At 72.7% G+C, this 21772-nt stretch carries 16 protein-coding genes; 11 read left to right on the top strand and 5 right to left on the bottom strand.

The features are described from left to right. The first annotated feature begins 33 nt into the window (after positions 1 to 33). Positions 34 to 564 carry a dihydrofolate reductase family protein gene (locus G7063_RS08625; RefSeq protein ID WP_166414033.1) on the top strand — a complete coding sequence of 177 codons (531 nt, stop codon included), beginning with the start codon at positions 34 to 36 and terminating at the stop codon, positions 562 to 564. Positions 565 to 646: 82 nt separating this feature from the next. Here G7063_RS08625 and G7063_RS08620 read toward each other — a convergent pair whose 3' ends face one another. Further along, on the bottom strand, positions 647 to 1939 hold the full coding sequence (locus tag G7063_RS08620; protein WP_166414032.1) for an esterase family protein: 1293 nt from the start codon (positions 1937 to 1939) through the stop codon (positions 647 to 649). A 287-nt stretch (positions 1940 to 2226) separates the two neighbouring features. Between G7063_RS08620 and G7063_RS08615 the strand changes: the two genes are divergently transcribed. From G7063_RS08615 to fepB, 4 genes are read left to right on the top strand one after another with little or no spacing between them, the layout of a single operon-like run. Further along, positions 2227 to 3270 carry an iron ABC transporter permease gene (locus G7063_RS08615; protein WP_240916008.1) on the top strand — a complete coding sequence of 348 codons (1044 nt, stop codon included), beginning with the start codon at positions 2227 to 2229 and terminating at the stop codon, positions 3268 to 3270. Further along, a complete protein-coding gene (locus tag G7063_RS08610) occupies positions 3267 to 4358 on the top strand; it encodes an iron chelate uptake ABC transporter family permease subunit (protein ID WP_166414031.1) in 1092 nt (363 codons plus the stop codon). The genes G7063_RS08615 and G7063_RS08610 overlap by 4 nt, the downstream gene beginning before the upstream one ends. Then, complete coding sequence (locus G7063_RS08605; RefSeq protein WP_166414030.1) at positions 4355 to 5221, top strand: ABC transporter ATP-binding protein; 867 nt, start codon at positions 4355 to 4357, stop codon at positions 5219 to 5221. The genes G7063_RS08610 and G7063_RS08605 overlap by 4 nt, the downstream gene beginning before the upstream one ends. Before the next feature lie 41 nt (positions 5222 to 5262). Further along, on the top strand, positions 5263 to 6312 hold the full coding sequence (gene fepB, locus G7063_RS08600; protein ID WP_166414029.1) for a Fe2+-enterobactin ABC transporter substrate-binding protein: 1050 nt from the start codon (positions 5263 to 5265) through the stop codon (positions 6310 to 6312). A gap of 109 nt (positions 6313 to 6421) precedes the next feature. On the opposite strand, the gene G7063_RS08595 is transcribed toward fepB, so the two are convergent. Then, a complete protein-coding gene (locus tag G7063_RS08595) occupies positions 6422 to 7360 on the bottom strand; it encodes a phosphotransferase (protein WP_166414028.1) in 939 nt (312 codons plus the stop codon). A 176-nt stretch (positions 7361 to 7536) separates the two neighbouring features. Between G7063_RS08595 and G7063_RS08590 the strand changes: the two genes are divergently transcribed. Both G7063_RS08590 and G7063_RS08585 read left to right on the top strand, forming a co-directional pair. Further along, positions 7537 to 8136 carry a DUF6318 family protein gene (locus G7063_RS08590; protein ID WP_166414027.1) on the top strand — a complete coding sequence of 200 codons (600 nt, stop codon included), beginning with the start codon at positions 7537 to 7539 and terminating at the stop codon, positions 8134 to 8136. Between the two features lie 22 nt (positions 8137 to 8158). Then, positions 8159 to 9040: a hypothetical protein gene (locus G7063_RS08585; protein ID WP_166414026.1), complete on the top strand. Its 882-nt coding sequence runs from the start codon at positions 8159 to 8161 to the stop codon at positions 9038 to 9040. A gap of 57 nt (positions 9041 to 9097) precedes the next feature. On the opposite strand, the gene metH is transcribed toward G7063_RS08585, so the two are convergent. Next, a complete protein-coding gene (gene metH / locus G7063_RS08580) occupies positions 9098 to 12631 on the bottom strand; it encodes a methionine synthase (protein WP_166414025.1) in 3534 nt (1177 codons plus the stop codon). A gap of 86 nt (positions 12632 to 12717) precedes the next feature. Between metH and G7063_RS08575 the strand changes: the two genes are divergently transcribed. Then, positions 12718 to 13077, top strand: a complete 360-nt coding sequence (locus G7063_RS08575; RefSeq protein WP_166414024.1) for a DUF488 domain-containing protein — start codon at positions 12718 to 12720, stop codon at positions 13075 to 13077. 85 nt (positions 13078 to 13162) lie between these two features. On the opposite strand, the gene G7063_RS08570 is transcribed toward G7063_RS08575, so the two are convergent. Beyond that, positions 13163 to 15619 (bottom strand): DNA topoisomerase (ATP-hydrolyzing) subunit A, encoded by a 2457-nt coding sequence (locus tag G7063_RS08570; RefSeq protein WP_166414023.1) that lies wholly within the window; start codon positions 15617 to 15619, stop codon positions 13163 to 13165. 127 nt (positions 15620 to 15746) lie between these two features. On the opposite strand from G7063_RS08570, the gene G7063_RS08565 reads away from it, so the two are divergent. The 3 genes from G7063_RS08565 (at position 15747) to G7063_RS08555 (ending at position 20455) form a co-directional block, all read left to right on the top strand. Continuing rightward, positions 15747 to 18563, top strand: a complete 2817-nt coding sequence (locus G7063_RS08565; protein ID WP_166414022.1) for a GNAT family N-acetyltransferase — start codon at positions 15747 to 15749, stop codon at positions 18561 to 18563. A 105-nt stretch (positions 18564 to 18668) separates the two neighbouring features. Next, positions 18669 to 19256, top strand: coding sequence for a DUF5998 family protein (locus G7063_RS08560; RefSeq protein WP_166414021.1), 588 nt, complete (start codon positions 18669 to 18671; stop codon positions 19254 to 19256). Between the two features lie 2 nt (positions 19257 to 19258). Further along, on the top strand, positions 19259 to 20455 hold the full coding sequence (locus G7063_RS08555) for an alkaline phosphatase family protein (RefSeq protein WP_166414020.1): 1197 nt from the start codon (positions 19259 to 19261) through the stop codon (positions 20453 to 20455). 107 nt (positions 20456 to 20562) lie between these two features. Here G7063_RS08555 and sepH read toward each other — a convergent pair whose 3' ends face one another. Continuing rightward, positions 20563 to 21714, bottom strand: a complete 1152-nt coding sequence (gene sepH / locus G7063_RS08550) for a septation protein SepH (RefSeq protein ID WP_166414019.1) — start codon at positions 21712 to 21714, stop codon at positions 20563 to 20565. Positions 21715 to 21772 lie beyond the last annotated feature (58 nt).

Raw genomic sequence — 21772 nt, 5'->3', positions numbered from 1 at the left:
CCCCGTGGCCGCACCCGTGCGTGAGGAGCCCCGATGACCACCTGCTACTACACCGCCGCGACGCTCGACGGCTTCCTCGCGACGCCGGAGCACTCGCTCGACTGGTTGTTCGCCTGCGACTTCGACTGGGCAGCGCCCATGCCGCACGCGACGTTCGCCGACGGTGTCGGGGCGCTCGTCATGGGCGCCTCGACCTACGAGTGGATGCTGGATCGCGGCGAGCCCTGGCCGTACGAGCAGCCTGCGTGGGTGCTCACGCACCGGGACCTGCCGATCCCGGACGGCGCCGACATCCGTCTCACGCAGGCCGACGTGCGCGACGTGCACGCTGAGATGACCGCGGCCGCTGACGGCAGGACGCTGTGGGTCATGGGCGGCGGAGGGGTGGCGCACCAGTTCGCCGAGGCCGGGCTGCTCGACGAGATCTGGGTCCAGTTTGCGCCCGTGATGATCGGGGCCGGCCATCCGCTTTTCACGGGTTGGCTCGACCTCCAGCTCATCGACGTCGCGCGCAACGGCGACTTCATGTGCGGCCGCTACCGGGTGCGGCGACCGTCGGCATGAGGTGTCGAGGCGTCGTCGCCTCAGCGTGATCCACGATGGCTGGCTCAGATCAGGACTCCTCGGGACGCCGGTTGGCGGCAGGTCAGACGGACGGGAAGAGGTGCGCTATGCCGTCGAGCAGACCGACGCGCCAGATTGCGTGGTCGTGGCCACCGGTCACCTCCCGCGAGACGATCTGGACGCCGGATGCCGCCGCGACGTCGCGGAAGGCCAGATTGTCGGCGAGAAGGAGTCCCTCGAGGGCACCGACCTCGTGGAAGATCCGGACGCGTCCAGCGAGCGCCGGACCCTCCGCGTGCCACAGACGCAGCTGCTCGCCCTCGGTGCCGTCGGCCCCGGGCCACCAGAACGACCCCGACTGGACGATCGCGTTGCCGAAGGCGTCGGGGGCGCGGCGCACGACGTCCGCTGCGGCGAGCCCGCCGAGCGAGACGCCCGCGATCGCGCGCCGTGCCGGGTCCGTGGGAGTTGTCGTGAGGGAGGCGCCCCAGGGAAGCAGCTCGTCGACGAGGAACCTCGGCAGGCCAGCGTTCATCCCGAGGAGCTCCGCGCGGCGGCCAGGGTCCTCGGGAGCGACGTGCAGCGCGAGCGTCGGCCCGCACGCACCGTCCTCGTGGAGGTGCGCGAGCCCGTCGAGGATGGGGTAGTCGAGGGTCCACCGCTCTCCGTCGAGCACGACGACGACGGCCGTCGCCTCGCCGAACGTGGGATGCGGGACCACGGCCCGGACACGCATCTGCAGGCCGAGCACCTCCGAGAAGAACCGGTGCTCGTGGACGCCGGGCGCCCGTGGGCGACGGGTCGCCCGGGTGGGGGAGAGGACCGCACCGGTGACCTCGCGCGCGGGCCATGGGGTCGGCGGAGCCCCAGGCAGCGCATGCACGTTGGCGCGGCCGGCGCCGTCCCGGACGACCTCGGTGGTGCCTGCGAGCGCGCGGGTGCGCTCGTAGGCGGCGCGCCATGCGCTCCGGTCCGTGACGAGCGACGGAGTGCGGCCCGTCTCGACGAGCAGGCTCACCGTCGCTCGCAGCGCACGGGGCAGGACGAGGGCGATGGCGAGCACCTCGGCGCCGTGCGCCGCCAGCGGCTCGAGCCGGAAGTGCTCAAGCCGGTCCCGGTGCACGTGGGTGAGAGTGTCGACGAGCGCGAAGACCTCCGTGCCCGCAGGCATGACGGGGTGGGCGACGCACACCGTCGCGGTGCCGGAGGGTGGGTCGTCGCTGACGAACGCTCCGCCACGGGCGGCGAGCTCGGCGAAGAACGCCTCGACGTCGCCGGAGTGACCCGCGAGTGAGGCGACTGCCGCGGTCGGAGACACACGTGGCGGCAGCGCGGGCACGAAGGTCGCCCGCGGCGCCGAGGACCCAGGTGTCACCGGGTGCCTCGCAGCGTGGCGAGGCTCGTCCTGCCGACAGCGGTCCGGTGGAGGTCCGGGACGAGCTGGGCCCGCACGTCAGCGCAGGCGTCGTCGAGGACGCGGATCTCGTCTGCTCGGGCGCTGTCGTGGCGGTCTGGGGCGAGATCGGCCATCGCGAGACGGCTGCGTCCGGTGGGGGAAGGCCGCGCCCCCGTCTCAGCATCTGGTTTAGGATAGCCAATCCTTAGTTTCATGAAGCTAGTTTAGCCATACCTTCGTCGACAAACGATCATGAAGAGGGACGGATGCCGCAGCTCGAGATGTCACGGACCGCCGCACGCCCGGCGGACCGCCCGGACCGCGTGCTGCTCGTCCGCTGGGGCGTGCTCCTCGGGACCGTGGCCCTCCTCGCCCTGTGCGTCGTCGCCTCGCTCACCCTCGGGTCCTCGACCATCCCCGCAGCCCGCGTCCGGGAGCTTCTTCTCGCTCCCGACGGCTCGAACGACAGCTACATCGTCCACGGCCTGCGCGTCCCCCGCACGATCATCGGCCTTCTCGTCGGCATCGCGCTCGGAGTGTCGGGCGCCGTCATGCAAACCCTTACCCGCAATCCGCTCGCCGATCCCGGGCTGCTCGGTGTCACCTCGGGAGCCTCCCTCGCCGTCGTCGCCGGAGCCGCCGCGGGCGTCGTCGCGACCCCGGCCGCGCAGCTCACGCTCGCCGCGACGGGCGCGCTCGTCGCGTCGGGCGTCGTCCTCGCCGTCGGGACGCGCGGGGGAGCATCACCCATCCGTCTCGTCCTCACCGGTGTCGCCTTCTCCGCCGCGTGCGGAGGCGTGATCCAGGGCCTCCTGCTCGCCAACCCCCGCGCGTTCGACGCGTTCCGGTACTGGGACGTCGGCGCGCTCACCCGTACCGACCTCCCGTTGTGGACCTGCGCCGTACCCGTCGCCGTCGGGCTCGGCCTCGTCGTCCTGCTGCGTCGTGGGCTCGCTGACGTCGCGCTCGGCGACGACGTCGCCGCCGCGCTCGGCACGAACGTCGTCCTCGTGAGGGTCGGCTCGCTCATCGCGCTCACCCTCATGTGCGCAGCCGCCACCGCGACCGCGGGACCGATCGCCTTCGTCGGGCTCATGGCCCCCGTCGTCGCGGGTCGCATCCTCGGACCGGCCCGCGGCTGGATCCTCACGCTCAGCGCACCCTTTGGCGCGCTGCTCGTCCTCAGCGCCGACGTCCTCGGCCGCGTCCTCGCCAGGCCCGCTGAGATGCCGGTCGGTCTCCTCACCGCGTTCGTAGGCGCTCCCGTGCTCCTCGCCGTCGTGCTGCGCAACCGGGCGGAGCGCGGATGACCCCCGACGTCGCACCCACCGCGAGCCTCACGCGCGCCGCGGCCTCCGTCCCCGCGCCGCCCGGCACCTATCGGCTCCAGGCCGGGCGATCGCTGACGGTCCTCGTGCCACGTCGAGCCGCGGCCGTCGGCGCCGTCCTCACCGTCGCCTGCGTCCTCCTCGCCGCTGTCGCGCTCGGCGTCGGCTCCTCGAGCCAGTCCTACGCCGACGTCCTCGAGGTCCTGCGCGGAGGTGGTAGCCGTGTCGACCGGCTGGTCGTCCTCGGGTGGCGCCTGCCGCGCACCGTCCTCGCGCTCACCGTCGGCGCGGCCCTCGGCGTCTCGGGCGCGATCTTCCAGGAACTCACCCGCAACCCCCTCGGCAGCCCCGACCTCATCGGATTCACGACCGGCGCCCAGACCGGCATCCTCGTCACCGTCCTCCTCGGTGGCGGTGCCCTCTCCGTCGGTCCCGCCGCGCTCGTCGGCGGCGCGACCGTCGCCCTGCTCGTCCACACGCTCGCCGCACGCGGCGGGTTCGGCGGGCTCCACCTCGTCCTCATCGGCATCGCCGTCACAGCGATGCTGGGCTCCTTCAACAGGTGGCTCCTCCTGCGCACGGACGCTGCCTCGGCCTACGGCGCGGCCAAGGCCGTCACGGGATCGCTCGCCGCAGCCGACGCCCGCGTCGCGACGTGGGCCGTCCTCGCGACCTGCATCGTCGGGGCCCTCACCCTCCTGCACTCCCGCGACCTGCGCTCGCTCGACCTCGGCCACGACCTCGCGACCGCGCTCGGTACCTCCCTGCGCCGCGCCCGCGGCACGCTGGTCCTCCTCGGCGCCGCGCTCGTCGCGATCGCCACGACGGCCGCAGGGCCGATCGCCTTCGTCGCGCTCGCCGCACCGCACGCGGCACGCCTCATGACCCGCGCGCCCTCGGCGCCCCTGCTCGTCTCCGGGACGACCGGTGCCCTCATGCTGCTCGCCGCAGACGTCACCGCCCAGACCCTCCTCGACGGTCTGCCCGTCGGCGTCGTCACCGCGAGCACCGGCGGGCTCTACCTCCTCCTCCTACTCGTCTCCGACTCCCGCACGAGGACCGCGCCATGACACCGGCCACGACATCGACCACGATCCAGCACCGTCCCGCGGCGACCGGCCCGGCCGCTCCGCCCGCGGCGCGGTTCACCACCGCAGCCGTCCGCCTCGGCTACGACGGCCGCGTCGTGTCCGACAACCTCGACCTGAGCGTCCCGGCCGGCGAGCTCACCGCCATCGTCGGGCCCAACGCGTGCGGCAAGTCGACGCTCCTGCGCGCCCTCGCACGGCTCCAGGCCCCGCAGCAGGGCGCCGTCCTGCTCGACGGCACCGACATCCACCGGCTGCGCACCCGCGAGGTCGCGCGCCGCGTCGGGCTCCTCCCGCAGTCCGCCGTCGCACCCGAGGGCATGCGCGTCCGCGACCTCGTCGCGCGCGGCCGCTCCCCGCACCAGAGCCTTCTGCGCCAGTGGAGCGCAGCCGATCACGACGCCGTCGAGCGGGCTCTCGCGACGACCGCGACCACCGACCTTGCTGACCGTCGCGTCGACGAGCTCTCCGGAGGTCAGCGGCAGCGGGTCTGGCTCGCGCTCGTGCTCGCGCAGGAGGCCGGGACCGTCCTCCTCGACGAGCCCACGACGTTCCTCGACCTCGCACACCAGCTCGAGATCCTCGAGCTCTGCCGCCGCCTGCACGCCGACGAGGGTCGCACCGTCGTCGCCGTCCTGCACGACCTCAACCAGGCCGCACGCTTCGCGACCCACCTCGTCGCCCTGCGCGACGGTGAGATCCGCGCCGAGGGCCCGCCCGCAGAGATCCTCACCGCGGAGCTCGTGGCCGACGTCTTCGGGCTGCGAGCCATCGTTGTCCCCGACCCCCTCACCGGCACGCCCATGGTTGTGCCCTACCCGTCAGCGACGCACTCCGCGTCCTGATCCGCACCATCAGCCCCTCGAGAGAAGAGACACCACCCCTCATGTCCGCACGCCCCCACGCCCCACGTCCGACGCGCGCCCGCCGCCTGCGCACACTGGTGGCCGCGACGGCCCTCGCCGCGACCGTGCTCGGCGGATGCGCCGCAGCACCTGCGACGCAGGACGCCACGACCCCGGGCGCCGAGCAGCCCACGAGCGCAGGATGGCCGCGCACGATCCAGACCGACGACGGCACGCTCACGCTCGACGCGCAGCCGCAGCGGATCGTCTCGACGTCGACGACGCTCAACGGGTCGCTCCTCGCGATCGAGGCGCCCGTCGTCGCGAGCGCCGCGACGACACCGAACATCTCGGGCCTGAGCGACGCGCAGGGGTTCTTCAGCCAGTGGTCCGCGCAGGCCAAGAGCGCCGGCGTGGCCAAGCTCTACGAGAACTCCTCGCCCGACATCGAGGCAGCCCTCGAGCACGAGCCCGACCTCATCCTCGTCGCGAAGAACAGCGGTGACTCCGTCATGGACCAGGTCGCCCAGCTCCGCACGATCGCCCCGGTCCTCGTCATCGACTACTCCGGCGCCTCGTGGGAGGCCGTCACCCGCAAGGTCGCCGAGGCCACCGGACGTGAGGCCAAGGCCGAGGAGGTCATCGCCAGCTTCGAGACCCACCTCGCCGAGGCCAAGGCAGCGATCAAGCCCCCGGAGGGCGAGACGAGCGCGTTCATCGTCTTCGGCGACGGCTCCGGCGCTGCCGCGCTCACCGACAAGGCCCCGCAGGTGCAGGTCATGACCTCGCTCGGCTTCACCATGGCCACGATCCCCGACTCGGTGAAGGGGGACACCTCGATGGGCGCCGACCGGCAGGACATGGTCAACCTCTCGCTCGAGAACATCCAGAAGGGTCTCACGGGCACGAGCTGGGTCGTCGTCTCCGCGGACGATCTCGCGCGCGAGACGGTCGCCGGCAACAAGGCGTTCAGCACGGCGCCCGCCGTCAGCGAGGGCAAGGTCTGGTACACGCCCGGCGAGACGTTCCGCCTCGACTACTACTCCGCGACGATGCTCGTCGACTCCCTCGTCGAGTCCTTCCCGAAGTAGCAGGCACGGGCGGCCGCACCCGGGTGCGGCCGCCCCGCCGGCGTCCCCCCCACGGACAGGTCCCAGGCACTCTTCCGCGCTCGGTCTCCGCGGTCAGACCGAGCTGCGGTCAGGCTGCGTCGAACCACCGCAGCGTCGCGTCGCGGTACCAGCGCTGGTGCGTGCGGAGCCACGGTGAGGACTCGACCTCGTCACCGTCGGCGACGCTGAGGAAGTACCCGAGGTGCAGCGCCATGACGCCGTCGACGTACGTGGCCGGGACGTCACGTGTTGCGGGGTGCGTGGCGAGGAGCGCGCGCACGTCGACCCCGTCCGCCGCGGGCGCGATCATCGCGACGACGGCCATGAACCAGGGCGGCGTGAGGATCCCCGAGCTCCAGTCGACGAGGCGTACGCCGCCGTCCGGGGTGAGGAGCAGGTTGTCGTCGCGCACGTCGTCGTTGCTCAACGTCGTCGCTGGCGCCTCCGCGAGGACGCGGCGGGCCAGCTCCTGGATCTCGGCGGTGCGCTCGACGCCGAGCTGCGGCGCAAGGGCTGCGAGTGGGCCGATACAGCTCGCGAGCTCGTCCGCCCACGACGCCGGTTCGAGGCCGGACGGTGGGGGCGTGAGTGCGTCGGCCAGGTCGAGCAGCGTGTCGAGAACGCGGGTCGCGTCGTCCGTCCGCCACGGGCGAGGCGGGTGGACCGCGTCGACCGCCTCGTAGGCGGCGAGGAACCAGCCGTCGGCGTGGAGGGACCACAGGAGCGGCACGACGCTCGCATGCTGCGGGAGCAGTGCAACGGTTGCGGCCTCGCGCTCGTAGACCGTGACCATCCAGGTCTCGGCCGACGGGCCCGCGCCCTTGACGAAGACCTGGCGTCCGTCGGCGAGCGTAAGGACGCTTGCGAGCCCGGGGGTGAACCCAGCGGTCGCTGACCGTGCCGCGACGACCTCGCTCCCGAGTCGATGCTCGACCGCCGCGCGCGAGGCGGCGGAGACGTCGTCCCAGGTCGGGCGGAACGATGTGCGGTAGTGGGGCGTGCCCGCAGTGCTGCCCGGTCCGGTCATGGCTGGCATCCTGCCATGCCTGTCCGTCCGTGGCTCCCTCCGCTCGCTGTCCACAGCCCCGCAGGCGTTGTCGCAGGTCAGCCCAGGGGGAACGGAACGGGTGCCCGCTTACCGCGCGGACATTCGAGCAGTCCGGTACTTTCGGGCGCATTGCCGCTGAACAGAGGGAGTGATGCATGCGCCGGAACCACCGGAGCCATCTGGCTGGACTGATCGCCGTCGCAGGGATGATGTTCGTCGCCGGGTGCACGGCCACGGAGCAGGTTGCCTCGCCGACGCCGCCCCGAACGCCGGCCGTGACCCTCTCGGCCTCCGCCACCCCGACGCCGGCACCGACGACCCCGGAGCCCGAACCGACGCCCACCGTCGAGCGCAACCGCGAGACCGCGAAGCAGTTCATCATCGACTACTTCGAGGCGTACGAAGAAGGACTGCGGACCGGGAGTCCGGAGCCGGTTGCCGGGCTTTCGTCGCGGAACTGTGGGAAGTGTGCAGCCGCGGCCGCTGAACTCGAGGACCTCGCCGTCGAGGGGAGGCGATGGCCGACGGTGACCACCTCTGCCATTCCGTACGCGTCCAAGGAGTCGGAAGACCCGAGCGTTCTGCACTGGGAGATCGACTACAGCGTTAACCAGGGTGACGAAGTTGACCGCTCGGGAGCGGTGACTGCCTCATGGGGCGCCGACAGGTTCATTGTGTATGTCACGCTTCAGCACGACGGGCGTCGGTGGTGGATTGATGGCATGGCTACGGGAGCAACGATCAGTGAGAAGTGATCGAGGCGCGTGTGTTCCAGCGGTGTTCGCCGCGGCCTTGCTAATCGGAACCATGGGCGTCACATCCGCCCCGACAGTCGCTGCTGAGGGACGCTGCCATCCTCAAGAGCGCGAATCGTCCCTTGATGCCAACGCAGCGAATGACGAAGTGGTGTCTGTTACTGGAGAGAGGAACGAGTGTCAGGGCGAGCGCGAGGCGCCGCCAACTACTACCGAAGTCGAGTTCGGCGTCTGGGTCGACGGCGACTGCGCGTCGGTCCCGCTCACACACGTCTCCGCGGCGTCATGGTGCGCGTCGCGGGAGTCGTGGGCCGAGGGCGCGCCGGAGTACGTGTGTAACGACGGTTCGCCGGCGCGCACCCCTGACAAGATCCGCACGCGTCCGCTCGACCCGCCCGGGCAACCGTGGGGTCCCTGGCGGCTCAACACGGTTCCGTGCCCGGGCGATGGTCCCGCGCAGGACGACGAGCTCAAGGATGCGGTCGAGCGGGAGATGGCGCGGCTCAAGGTGGACGCCGCTCCGGCGTTGATCGCCCCGGTCACGGAGTGGTTCGCGGTGCAGACTCCGCTCACCGTCTACACCCGGGCCGCGACGCAGCGTTTCGAGGTGAGCCTCGTCGGGTCACGGGTGCAGATCGAGGTGGTGCCGGAGGTGTTCTCGTGGGACTTCGGGGACGGGTCGGCGCCCCTGGTGACGACGGAGCGTGGCGCGCCCTACCCGGACCAGACGCTGACGCACACCTTCACGAAGAAGGGGAGCAGGACGGTGGAGCTGACGACAGAGTGGCGCGGGCGGTTCCGCGTCGTCGGCGAGGACTCCTGGCGCGAGGTCGACGGGCGGGCCAGGACGCGGCATGCGGCCGCGCCGGTCGAGGTGCGGGAGATCCGCTCGGTCCTGTCCTGAGCGCAGACGTGCGTGGGGCCCGACGCCACGATGGCGTCGGGCCCCACGCACGAGCCGTCACACGGAGAAGTACTTCGCCTCCGGGTGGTGGAACACGAACGCGTCCGTCGACTGCTCGGGGTGCAGCTGGAGCTCCTCGGACAGCACGATGCCGACGCGCTCGGGGCGGAGCAGCTCCACGACCTTGCGGCGGTCCTCCATGTCGGGGCAGGCCGGGTAGCCGAGCGAGAAGCGGGCACCGCGGTACTGGAGGTCGAACATCCCCGCGACGTCCGCCGGGTCCTCGGCGCCGAACCCGAGCTCGGACCGCACGCGCGCGTGCCAGAACTCCGCGAGCGCCTCGGTGAGCTGCACCGAGAGCCCGTGGAGCTCCATGTACTCGCGGTACCGGTTCTCCTCGAAGAGCACCTTGGTGAAGCGGTCGACGCTCGCACCGACGGTGACGAGCTGCACGGCGACGACGTCGACCTCGCCCGACTCTCGCGGCCGCACGAAGTCGGCGAGGCACAGGTGCCGGTCACGGTGCTGACGGGGGAACGCGAACCGCAGGCGCTCGGTGCCGGCCTCGCCGCCGGAGCCGCCGTCGGGCCCGTCGTGGTGGAGGATCACCATGTCGTCTCCCTCGGACACCGCCGGGAAGTACCCGTAGACGACGGTCGGCTCGAACATCTCCTCGGCGACGATCCGGTCGAGCCAGGCGCGCAGCCGCGGCCGGCCCTCGGTCTCGACGAGCTCCTCGTAGCCCGGCCCGTCGTTGCGGGACGGCTTGAGGCCCCACTGGCCCATGAAGGTCGCACGCTCGTCGAGGAACGCCGCGTAGTCGGCGAGGCGCACACCCTTGACGATGCGCGTGCCCCAGAACGGCGGCGTCGGGACGGGGTTGTCGAGCGCGACGTCCGAGCGCGCGGGCAGGTTCTCGGGTGCGGTGAGGGTCGGGGTGACGACCGCGTGGCGGCGCTTCTTCAGCGGGGGCAGCCCGACGGCGTCGCGTGCCTCGCCGCGCGCGACGCGCACGAGCGGTTCCATGAGCCGCAGCCCCTCGAAGGCGTCGCGCGCGTAGCGCACCTCGCCGTCGTAGATCGATGCGAGGTCGTCCTCGACGTAGGTGCGGGTGAGGGCGGCGCCGCCGAGGATCACCGGGTACTTGCCGGCGAGCTCGCGAGAGTTGAGCTCCTCGAGGTTCTCCCGCATGACGAGCGTCGACTTCACGAGCAGGCCGGACATGCCGATGACGTCGGCGCCGTGCTCCTCGGCCGCGTCGATCATCGCGCCGATCGACTGCTTGATGCCGATGTTGATGACGGTGTAGCCGTTGTTCGTGAGGATGATGTCGACGAGGTTCTTGCCGATGTCGTGGACGTCGCCGCGCACGGTCGCGAGGACGATCGTGCCCTTGGAGCCCGTGCCCTCGACCTTCTCCATGTGCGGTTCGAGGTGAGCGACGGCCTGCTTCATCGTCTCGGCGGACTGCAGCACGAACGGCAGCTGCATCTCGCCCTTGCCGAAGAGCTCTCCGACGGTCTTCATGCCCTCGAGCAGGTGGTCGTTGACGATGTCGAGGGCCTTGACGCCCGAGGCGAGGGCCTCGTCGAGGTCGTCGGTCATGCCCTTGGCCTCGCCGTCGACGATGCGCCGGGAGAGGCGCTCGCCGAGGGGGAGCGCTGCGAGCTCGGCGGCGCGCTGGTCCTTGAGCGAGGCGGAGTCGACGCCCGCGAAGAGGTCGAGCAGGTGCGCGAGCGGGTCGTGGGCGAGCGTGCCGTCCTCGTCGTACCGGCGACGGTCCCACACGAGGTCGAGCGCGGCCTCGCGCTGCTCGTCGGGGATCTTCGCCAGGGGGAGGATCTTCGCCGCGTGGACGATCGCCGAGTCGAGGCCGGCCTTGACGGCCTCGTGGAGGAACACCGAGTTGAGCACGGTGCGCGCTGCGGGGTTGAGGCCGAAGGACACGTTGGAGACACCGAGCGTCGTGTGGACGCCCGGGTAGCGGCGCTTGAGCTCGCGGATCGCGTCGATCGTCTCGATCGCGTCGCGTCGCGTCTCCTCCTGCCCGGTCGCGATGGGGAAGGTGAGGGTGTCGACGACGATGTCCTCGACGGCCATGCCCCACGAGCCGACGAGGTCGTCGATGAGGCGTGAGGCGATCGCGACCTTGTGGTCGGCCGTGCGCGCCTGGCCCTCCTCGTCGATCGTCAGGGCGACGACGGCGGCCCCGTGCTCGCGCACGAGCGGCATGATCCGCTGGTAGCGCGACGTCGGGCCGTCGCCGTCCTCGAAGTTCACGGAGTTGACGACGGCGCGCCCGCCGACGAGCTCGAGGCCCGCCCGCAGCACCTCGGGCTCGGTGGAGTCGAGGACGAGGGGAAGGGTCGAGGCGCTCGCGAGGCGTGAGACGACCTCGCGCACGTCGGCGACGCCGTCGCGGCCCACGTAGTCGACGCACACGTCGAGCAGGTGGGCGCCGTCGCGCGTCTGGTCGCGCGCGATGCGCACGCACTCGTCCCACTCGCCCGCGAGCATCGCCTCGCGGAACGCCTTGGAACCGTTGGCGTTGGTGCGCTCGCCGATCGCGAGGAAGCTCGCGTCCTGGTCGAAGTCGACGTGCGTGTACAGGCTCGCGACGCCCTGCTCGACGACCGGCGTGCGGGGCGCGATCGGCGCCCCGCCGACGGCCTCGACGACGGCGCGCAGGTGCTCGGGCGTCGTGCCGCAGCAGCCGCCGACGAGCGCGAGGCCGAACTCGCCGACGAACTGCGTGTGGGCTGCTGCGAGCTCGGCCGGGGAGAGCCGGTAGACGGCGCCGTGCGCGCCGATCTCGGGAAGCCCCGCGTTGGGCATGCACGACACGGGCACGGGGGAGTGCTTGGCGAGGTGGCGCAGGTGCTCGCTCATCTCGGCAGGACCGGTCGCGCAGTTGAGGCCGATCGCGTCGACACCGAGGACGCGCAGCGTCGTGAGGGCGGCGCCGATCTCGGAGCCCATGAGCATCGTGCCCGTGGTCTCGACGGTCACCTGGGCGATGATCGGCACGTGCTGGCCGAGCCGTTCCATCGCCTCGTGCGAGCCGTTGACGGCGGCCTTCGTCTGGAGGAGGTCCTGGCTCGTCTCGACGAGGATCGCGTCCGCGCCGCCGCGCACGAGTCCCTCGGCCTGGAGCGAGAACGTCTCCTTGAGGTGCACGTACGTCGTGTGGCCGAGGCTCGGGAGCTTCGTGCCCGGGCCCATCGAGCCGAGCACCCACCGCTCGCGGCCGTCGACGGCCGTGTGCTTGTCCGCGCTGCGGCGCGCGATCGCCGCCCCGGCCTCGGCAAGCTCGGTGATGCGGTCGTCGATGCCGTAGTCGGAGAGGTTCGACCAGTTGGCGCCGAAGGTGTTCGTCTCGACGCAGTCGACGCCGACGTCGAAGTAGCGGTCGTGCACGGACTCGACGACGTCGGGCCGGGTGACGTTGAGGATCTCGTTGCAGCCCTCGAGGTCGAGGAAGTCGGCCAGCGTGAGGTCGGCCTCCTGGAGCATCGTGCCCATCGCGCCGTCGGCGACGACGACCCTCGTGGCGAGTGCTTCCTTGAACGATGCGGCGCGTGCTGTGAGCATGGTCCGAGTCTAGGGAGGCGCCGCCCGTACGGGAGCGGCTGCCCGCAGGTCGGTCGTCCCGGGCGGTGCCGGGGATACCGTGAACCATGGTGACGCACCAGGTGCATGTCCGACGGGTCTATGGCGAGCCCGTGCCGGACGAGGGCCTGCGTGTGCTCGTTGACCGGCTGTGGCCACGCGGGCTCGCCAAGGAGAAGGCGGCACTGCACCTGTGGTGCAAGGAGGTCGCGCCGACGACGGAGCTGCGCACCTGGTACGGCCACGACCCGGCGAAGCACGACGAGTTCGTGCGACGGTACGAGGCCGAGCTCGCGGACGACGACCACGTCGACCCGTTCGCGGAGCTTCAGGAGCTCGCCGCGACGAACGACGTCGTCCTCCTCACGGCGAGCAAGGCCCTCGACATCTCCCACGCGGCGGCCCTCGCCGATTTCCTCACGCGCTGACCGCCCCCGTGCCCCGACGGATTGACGCGTTCCGCCCGTTCGACGGGCGGAACGCGTCAATCCGTCGTGAACAGCGCCGGAGCGGTCAGCCGATCGCGTGGAGCGGGACCTTGAGGGCCGTGCCGGAACCGTCGCGACGCTCGTCGACCTCCGGCAGCGCGACCGCCTGGCCGCCCGACCCGACGCCGTGCGCGGGCGCCGGCCCGACCCACGCGTGCAGCAGAGTGTCCTCGCCCTTGAGGAAGCGGTGCGCGCGCACGCCTCCCGTCGCCCGACCCTTCGAGGGGTAGGCGGTGTACGGCGTGACCTTCGCGGCACCGACCTCGGTGCCCGGCAGTGCCGTCGTCGAGCCGGACACGGTGACGACGACCGACTGCGGACCGAGGCCTGCAGGCACGACGCCGAAGAAGCGCACCTGCTCGCCGTCGGCGAGCCGCACGCCGGCCATGCCGCCTGCGGCACGCCCCTGGGGCCGCACCTGTGACGCCGAGAAGTGCAGGAGGGACGCGTCCGTCGCGACGAGCACGAGGTCGTCGTCGTCCGTGCACGCGCCCGCGCCGACGACCTCGTCGCCGTCCTTGAGCGAGATGACCTCCCACGCGTCCTTGCCGGGCACGTCGTCCTGGGCGACGCGCTTGACGACGCCCTGGCGCGTGCCGAGCACGACGGTCGGGGCGAACGAGTCGAGCGAGACGAGCGTGAGGACGCGCTCGCCGGGCTCGAGCGCGACGATCTCGCCGACGGGGGCCCCGCCGCCGAGCGACGGTGCGCCACCGGTCGGGGGCAGCGCCGGCAGCTCGAGGACGTCGACGCGCAGGATGCGGCCGAGGTTCGTCACGGCACCGACCTGACCGCGTGCGGTCGCGGCGACGTGGGCCGCGAGCGCGTCGTGCGAGGAGCGCTCCTCGCTGCGGGCGGGCTCGTCGCCGTCGGTCGTGCGGGCGAGGAGGCCCGTCGCGGACAGGAGCACCCAGCAGGGGGAGTCGGCGACCTCGAGCGGCGTCGCTGAGGCCTTGCGGGCTGCGGGGGTCTCGCCGCCGGAGGACTCGAGGAGGATCGTGCGGCGCGGCGTGCCGTGCACGCGCGCGACCTCGGCCATCTCTTCGGAGACTAGCGCGCGCAGGCGCGGCTCGGAGGCGAGGATCGCCTCGAGCTCGGCGATCTCGGCGCGCAGGCGGGCCTGCTCGTCCTCGAGCTCGATGCGCGAGAACTTCGTGAGGCGCCGCAGGCGCAGCTCGAGGATGTAGTCGGCCTGGAGGGTCGAGAGGTCGAAGACCTGCATGAGGCGGCTGCGTGCCGACTCGGCGTCGTCGGAGGTGCGGATGACCTCGATGACCTCGTCGATGTCGAGGATCGCGACGAGGAGGCCGTCGACGAGGTGGAGGCGCTCGCGCCGGCGTTCGAGGCGGTACGTGCAGCGGCGTCGCACCACCTCGAGGCGGTGGTCGACCCACACCTGGAGCAGCTCGCGCAGCCCGAGGGTGCGCGGCTGGCCGTCGACGAGCGCGACGTTGTTCATGCCGAACGAGTCCTCGAGCGGCGTGAGCCGGTAGAGCTGCTCGAGCACGGCGTCGGGGTTGAAGCCGGTCTTCACCTCGATGACGATGCGCAGGCCGTGCTCGCGGTCGGTGAGGTCGGTCGCGGCGGAGATCCCGGAGATCTTCTTGCTCTTGACGCCGTCGGCGATCTTCTCGATGACCTTCTCGGGCCCCACCTGGTAGGGGAGCTCGGTGATGACGATGCCCTTGCGCTTCGCGGTGACGTTCTCGATGCGCGCGGTCGCGCGCGTGCGGAACGAGCCGCGGCCCGTGCGGTAGGCGTCGCGGACGCCCTCGAGGCCGACGATCTTGCCGCCGCCCGGGAGGTCGGGGCCGGGCACGAAGCGCATGAGCTCCTCGAGGTCGGCGTCCGGGTTCTCGAGGAGGTGGCGGGCGGCCGCGACGACCTCGACGAGGTTGTGCGGCGCCATGTTCGTCGCCATGCCGACGGCGATGCCGGTCGTGCCGTTGACGAGGAGGTTGGGGATCGCGGCGGGCAGGACCTCGGGCTGCGTGAGCTTGTTGTCGTAGTTCGGCACGAAGTCGACGACGTCCTCGCCGAGGTCGGCGGTCATCGACATGGCGGCCGACGCGAGCCGGGCCTCGGTGTAGCGGGGAGCTGCGGGCCCGTCGTCGAGCGAGCCGAAGTTGCCGTGGCCGTCGACGAGGGGCAGGCGCAGCGAGAAGTCCTGCGCGAGCCGCACGAGCGCGTCGTAGATCGCGACGTCCCCGTGCGGGTGGAGCTTGCCCATGACCTCGCCCGTGACGCGCGCGGACTTCACGTAGGGGCGGTCGGGGCGCAGGCCCATGTCGGACATCTGGAAGAGGATGCGCCGCTGCACGGGCTTGAGCCCGTCGCGGGCGTCGGGCAGGGCGCGCGCGTAGATGACCGAGTACGCGTACTCGAGGAACGACCCGCGCATCTCCTCGCCGACGTCGATGTCGACGATCTTCTCGACGTAGTCCTCGCCGGGGTCGACGGTCTTCGAGGTCCTGCGGGCCATGGGTGGGTGCGCTCCTCACGCTCGACGATCAGCCGCCATTGTCGCCGCCCGGAGTGACGCGGGGCGAACGGCGCGCCGCGCCGGACACCACCGGCTCGGGCGCGCCGCGTCAGGCTAGCCTGAGCCTGTGACATCGACGACGCCCTCAGGCGCCGACCGCTACCCCGTGGAGTGGGAGGCGGACGTCATCCTGCGCGACGGGTCGACGACGCACCTGCGGCCCATCACCCCTCAGGACGCGGACGCGCTCCAGGCGTTCCACGTCGCGCAGTCCGAGCGTTCGATCTACCTGCGCTTCTTCGCTCCCCTCAAGCGGCTCTCGGAACGGGACCTCGACCGCTTCACGCACGTCGACCACACAGACCGGGTCGCACTCATCGCTGTCGCCTCGCCGACGACGACCGCGGCGGCGCCGCTCGCGCTCACCGACGGCACGCCGGCGCCCGACGAGCGGATCCTCGGCGTGGCGCGCTTCGACCGCATCACGCCCGACGAGGCCGAGGTCGCGTTCAACATCGCCGACTCGGTGCAGGGTCGGGGCCTCGGCTCGGTGCTCCTCGAGCACGTCGCGGCGGCTGCCCGCGAGCGCGGGGTCCGTCGCTTCACGGCGGAGGTCCTGCCGCAGAACACGCGCATGCTCGCGGTGTTCCGCGAGGCCGGCTACGAGGTCTCGCAGCGCGTCGAGGACGGCATCGTCGCAGTGTCCTTCGACCTCGACCAGACGGAGCGCTCGCGCACCGTCATGGCGGAGCGTGAGCGGCGTGCCGAGGCGCGGTCGGTGCAAGGGCTGCTCGAGGTGTCGTCGGTCGTCGTCGTCACGGACCCGCAGGCGCCGGCGGGCTCTCCCGTCGCGCTGCTCGCGGAGCGCGCGGTCGAGTCGCTCGTCGCGACGACGCGGCTCGTCGCCCGGGGCGCCGCCGCCGCGGAGGACGACGGGCAGGACGACGGGCTGCGGATCGACGTCGTCGGGCTCGGCGGCGCGAGCCGTCTGTGGAACCGCGACGAGGTGACGTACCACGCGTCGCTCGACGAGCTGCGCGCGACGGGACGCACGGTCGACCTCGCGGTCGTCGCGCTCGACGCGGCCGCGACGGTCGAGTCGGTGCGGGATCTTGCGCACCTCGGCACGCGGGGCGTCGTCGTCCTCGACGAGGGTTTCGCGGAGACCGGGAGCGACGGCCTCGCGCTCCAGCGCGACCTGCTCCACGCGGCCCGCACCGCGGGCATGCGCATCGTCGGCCCGGGCTCGTACGGGCTCGCCCGGCTCACGGGCGAAGTACCCGTCGCGGCGACGATCGCCGCCTCAGCGCCTGCACCCGGGCGCATCGGTCTGTTCTGCCAGTCGTCGCCGACCGCGGTGACGCTGCTCGCGACGTTCGCGCGGCGCGGGCTGGGGCTCTCGACGTTCCTCTCGGCGGGGAACCGCGCCGACGTCTCGGGCAACGACCTCATGCAGTTCTGGCACGAGGACCCCGAGACGGACGTCGTGTGCCTCTACCTCGAGTCGATCGGCAACCCGCGCAAGTTCTCCCGCATCGCGCGCCGCCTGGCGACGGTCAAGCCGGTCGTCGTCGTCACGGCGGGACGCTCGGGGCAGGTCGTGCCGCCCGGGCACGCTGTGCGCGCGTCGTCCGCGCCGCGGCGCACGCTCGAGGAGATGCTGCGGCAGTCGGGCGTCATCCGTGTCGAGAACACCCACCAGATGGCGGACGTCGCGCAGCTGCTCGACACGCAGCCGCTGCCCACGGGGAGGCGCGTCGGCATCGTCACGTCGTCGGCCGCGCTCGCCTCGCTCGTCGCCGAGGCCGCGAGCTCGGCGGGCCTCGTCGTCACGGGGCACGTGGGGATCGTCGGGGAGTCCGCGGACGACGAGACCGCGGCCGCGATCGTCGCTGAGGTCGCCGACGGGGACGTCGACGCGCTCGTCGCCGTCGACATCCCCGTGCTCGGGCTCGGGGACGGCGCGTTCACGCGCGCGGTCGCGCGTGCTGCGGCACGCACGGGTCGTACGACGGTCGCGTCGGTGCTGGGTCGCCACGGGCTCGTCCCCGAGCTCGCGCACACGGCCGACGACGGCCGGCGCGTCCAGGTGCCGGCGTACGCGACTCCCGAGGACGCGGTGCTCGCGCTCGCGTCCGTGGCCCGCTACGCGACGTGGCGTGAACGGGACCACGGCGAGTACCTGCGCCCCGAGGCGAACCAGGCGCGCGCGCTCGCGCTCGCCGAGAGCTGGACTCACGCTGACGAGGAGGTGCGGCTCGACGCGGCACAGGTCGCCGAGCTGCTCGGCTGCTACGGCATCGCGGTCGAGCCGTCGGTCGAGGTGCGCGACGCCGAGGAGGGCATCGCCGCTGCGGAGCGGCTCGGCTGGCCGGTCGCGCTCAAGAACATGGACGCCGCGCTGCGGCACCGGCAGGACCTCGGCGGCGTGCGGCTCGGGCTGCAGGACGCCGACGACCTCCGCGAGGCGTTCGCCGCGATGCGCGCCGAGGGCCGCGAGCGGCTCGGGGCCGAGGTGCGGCTCGAGGCCCAGGCGATGGTGCCCGCGGGCGTTGCCTGCGTCGTCCGGACCGTCGAGGACCCGCTCTTCGGCCCGGTCGTCGCGTTCGGGCTCGCGGGCGACGCGATCGACCTGCTCGGTGACGTCAGCTATGGCATCCCGCCGCTCACGGACGTCGACGTCGACGAGATGGTGAGGTCGGTCAAGGCCGCCCCCAAGCTCTTCGGCTATCAGGGCCTCGCGCCCATGGACACGGCTGCGGTCGAGGACGTCCTCGCGCGGGCGTCGCGGCTCGCCGACGATCTGCCTGTGCTGCGCTCGCTCGAGCTCTACCCGGTCGTCGTCGGTCATACGGGTGCGCGGGTGCTGCAGGCGCGAGCGACGCTCGGCCGCACGCTGCGGCCCGACGAGTCACGTCGCGCGATGCCCGCGCCGCCGCGATGACGCGCCGCGCACCAGACCCTGACCACAGCGCGCACCAACGGGTCGAGCCTCACCGGCGACGGACGCGGCTGACGCGCCCCCGCCGCCGTCTGGGATGATGGATGCGTGACCTCCTCGACGACCGACAACCGTGACGCGCTCCGCACCCGCCTCCAGCGGGCCGGCTACTACCCGGAGCTCGTGCTCGACATCGTCGAGGGCGCCGTCGTGGGGGAGGCGATCAGCGAGTCCCTCGTCCACGTCGAGACGACGTTCGCCGCGGACGAGGTGCATCGTCACGTCACGGTCCTCACGCTCACCCCGACGCGCCTCGTGACGGTCCACGTCGACGACCAGCCGGCCGACTCCGAGCACGCGGTCGCGAGCGCGATCGCGACGAGCGAGGTCCTGCCGCTGTCCGCGGTGCGGTCCGTCGTCACGACGCACGTCGTCGTCGCGCCCGCCGAGCACGTCCCCGGGGCCCCGCCCGCCGAGGTGACGCTCGCCGTCGGCTGGGGCGCCGTCAACCGCGTCGAGCTCGAGCCCGCCGGCTGCGGCGACCCGGGCTGCGACGCCGATCACGGCCTCACGGGCACCATGTCTCCCGACGACGTCGTCCTCCGCGTGAGCGCGCAGGCCGAGGGCGTCGCGGCGGTGCGTGAGGCGCTCGCGTTCTCGCGCGCCCTCGCGGCCGCGACCGGGCAGCGCGGCTGACCGTGCCCCCGGCGGCACCGGTCCTCGACAGGCTCGCGCACGCGGGCCTGCGGGCCCCCGATCACGAGCTCTCGCTCGGCGCCGTGCTCCTCGCCGCCGCCGACGCGGCCGGCGCGGACGTCGGTGCGCGGACGACCCTCGACGGCGGCCGCCGGACGGGCGCCGACGCGCGCGCGCTCCTGCGGCTGCCGCGCGCAGAGCGGGTCGTCGTCGTGCTCGTCGACGGGCTCGGGCTCGCGCAGGTGAGCGAGCGTCGCGGGCACGCCCCGACGCTCCGACCGTTCCTCGACGGCGCCCGCGCGCTGTGCTCGGCGTTCCCATCGACGACGGCGTCCTCGCTCGGTCTTCTCGGGACGGGCTGCGCCCCCGGGCTCACGGGCATGGTCGGCTATACCGCGCGCGCCACGGACGGACGCCTCGGCAACCTCGTGTCATGGACCGGGCTCGGCGACCCCGCTGACGTGCAGCGCGAGCCGACCGTTCTCGAGCAGGCCGCGGCTACCGGGCTTCCCGTGACGTCCGTCGGCCTGCGTCGCTTCGACGGCTCGGGCCTTACCCGCGCCGTGCTGCGTGGTGCGCGGCACGTCGGCGTCGACGACCTCGGCGCGCGCGCCGACGCGGCGGCCCGCGCGTTGCGCAAGCCAGGGCTCGTCTACCTCTACTTCGGCGAGGTCGACAAGGTCGGTCACCACGAGGGCTGGACGTCGGACGCGTGGGGTGACGCGCTCGCCGACGTCGACCGCGCGCTCGGCCGCCTGCTGCGCGTCGTGCCGCGCGGGACCCTCGTCCTCGTCACGGCGGACCACGGCATGGTCGACGTCGACCCCGCGCACCGGCACGACGTCTCGGCCGCGCCGCACCTCACGGACGGGGTGGCGCTCGTCGCGGGGGAGCCTCGCATGACGCACCTCCACGTGGCGGACGGCGTGTCCCCGGAGGCGGTCGCGGACCGCTGGCAGGACACGCTCGGCGACGACGCGGTCGTGCTCACTCGCAGCGAGGCCGTCGGTGCGGGCCTCCTCGGCGCGGTCGCGCCCCACGTGGAGCCGACGATCGGCGACGTGCTCGTCCTCGCGACCGGGCGGGCGACCGTCGTCGACCCACGCTCGCAGAGCGCCGCGTCGCTCGAGCTGCGTGGCGTCCACGGCTCCCTCACGCATGCGGAGACCGACGTCCCGTTCATCGCGCTCACGGTGTAGGTCACCGCACGGCGACCCACGCCGTCGTCGGGCGGCGACCACTCGTCGGTGCGTGAGGCAACGACTCGTCGGTGCGTGAGGCGACTACTCGTCGGTGCGTGAGGCGACTACTCGTCGGTGCGCGCCCCGAAGACGATCTCGTCCCAGCTCGGCACCTTGGGGCGGCCCTTGCCGCCGCGCGACTTCGAGCGCTCGAGCGGGGGAGGCGTGGCGTCGTCGACGGGGATGTCGAGCGTGCCCTCGTCCTCCGTCGCACCGGGCTGCCCGTCCGTCGGCACGACCGAGAGTCCTGGCGCGGCCTCGTCGGACGCGTCGATGCCGGCGGCCGTCGCAGGGCTCGTGGCAGTTCCGCTCGTACCAGGCGTCGTCCGTGCGCGGTCGGCGAGGGAGTAGAGGCGAGCGCCGCTCCCGGCGGCGTCCTCGTCGACGGGCTCGTCGGGAGTGGTCGCGACGACCGGGCCGGCGGCCTCCTCGTCGATCTCCTCCTCCTCGACCTCGAGGTCGATCTCCTGACGCACGCCGCGGCGCGCGCTGAGGTCGTCGAGGAGCGCCGCGGTCGGGTCGGGCTGCGGCTCGCGGGTCTGCTCGCCCGAGCCGGTCGCGGCTCCGCGCGGGTCGGACTCCTGGTCGTACGGCACGGCGTCGAAGACGCGTGAGCGCACGGGCTCGAGGTGTCGGCGCACGGGCTCGTCGACGATCCGCGTCTCGGAGAACCAGCGGCCCTCGTCGTCGACCGCGGTGAGCGTGCGCGACTGCTGGTCGAACGTCCAGGTCGCGCGGCGCGAGTCCGTGCCGACCTCGTACGACACCGTGACGTGCCAGGGCTCGCCCACGGGACGCCACGCATCCCACACGAGCTCGGTCGTGTCGACGTGGCGCGACGCGAGCCGGTCGGTGACGAGGTCGCCGAGCGAGGGGGAGTCCCCGTCGCGCCCGACGCGCGTGCCCCGGGCCTGCGTCGCGACGAACTCGCGCTCGGCGAGGACGGGACCCTCGTAGCGGCGGACCTGCGCGACGGTGACGCCGCCGAGCTCGGCGACCTCCTCGGCGGACATTCCGGCGCGTACGTGCGACTGGATCTCTCGCGGCGGCATCGTGCCGGCGTCGGCGGCGCGCAGCTGCTCGAGCTGGGGCCGGTTGCGCCGTACCGCGGCGCGCAGCGGCTCGTCGATGCGCAGCGTGAAGCGCGTGCCGTCCGGCGACGTGAGCACGAGGTGCTCACCGTCGTCGGCAAGTCCGATGAGCTCAAGCTCAGCCATGGGGTCCCTCCGAGGTTCTCTCACCCCTACGGTGCCATCCGCGGGGCCGCGGAGCGCG

This window comes from Sanguibacter sp. HDW7, from assembly GCF_011300875.1.
GTDB lineage: Bacteria > Actinomycetota > Actinomycetes > Actinomycetales > Cellulomonadaceae > Flavimobilis.
The sequence above is the reverse complement of the archived record's forward strand: the minus strand, read 5'-3'. Positions and strand labels throughout refer to the sequence as shown.

Coding starts and splice junctions, on each gene's coding strand:
- G7063_RS08610 (WP_166414031.1), top strand. CDS start 3,267: ATGACCCCCGACGTCGCACCCACCGCGAGCCTCACGCGCGCCGCGGCC.
- G7063_RS08575 (WP_166414024.1), top strand. CDS start 12,718: ATGGTGACGCACCAGGTGCATGTCCGACGGGTCTATGGCGAGCCCGTG.
- sepH (WP_166414019.1), bottom strand. CDS start 21,714: ATGGCTGAGCTTGAGCTCATCGGACTTGCCGACGACGGTGAGCACCTC.
- G7063_RS08590 (WP_166414027.1), top strand. CDS start 7,537: ATGCGCCGGAACCACCGGAGCCATCTGGCTGGACTGATCGCCGTCGCA.
- G7063_RS08595 (WP_166414028.1), bottom strand. CDS start 7,360: ATGACCGGACCGGGCAGCACTGCGGGCACGCCCCACTACCGCACATCG.
- fepB (WP_166414029.1), top strand. CDS start 5,263: ATGTCCGCACGCCCCCACGCCCCACGTCCGACGCGCGCCCGCCGCCTG.
- metH (WP_166414025.1), bottom strand. CDS start 12,631: ATGCTCACAGCACGCGCCGCATCGTTCAAGGAAGCACTCGCCACGAGG.
- G7063_RS08615 (WP_240916008.1), top strand. CDS start 2,227: ATGCCGCAGCTCGAGATGTCACGGACCGCCGCACGCCCGGCGGACCGC.
- G7063_RS08605 (WP_166414030.1), top strand. CDS start 4,355: ATGACACCGGCCACGACATCGACCACGATCCAGCACCGTCCCGCGGCG.
- G7063_RS08570 (WP_166414023.1), bottom strand. CDS start 15,619: ATGGCCCGCAGGACCTCGAAGACCGTCGACCCCGGCGAGGACTACGTC.
- G7063_RS08625 (WP_166414033.1), top strand. CDS start 34: ATGACCACCTGCTACTACACCGCCGCGACGCTCGACGGCTTCCTCGCG.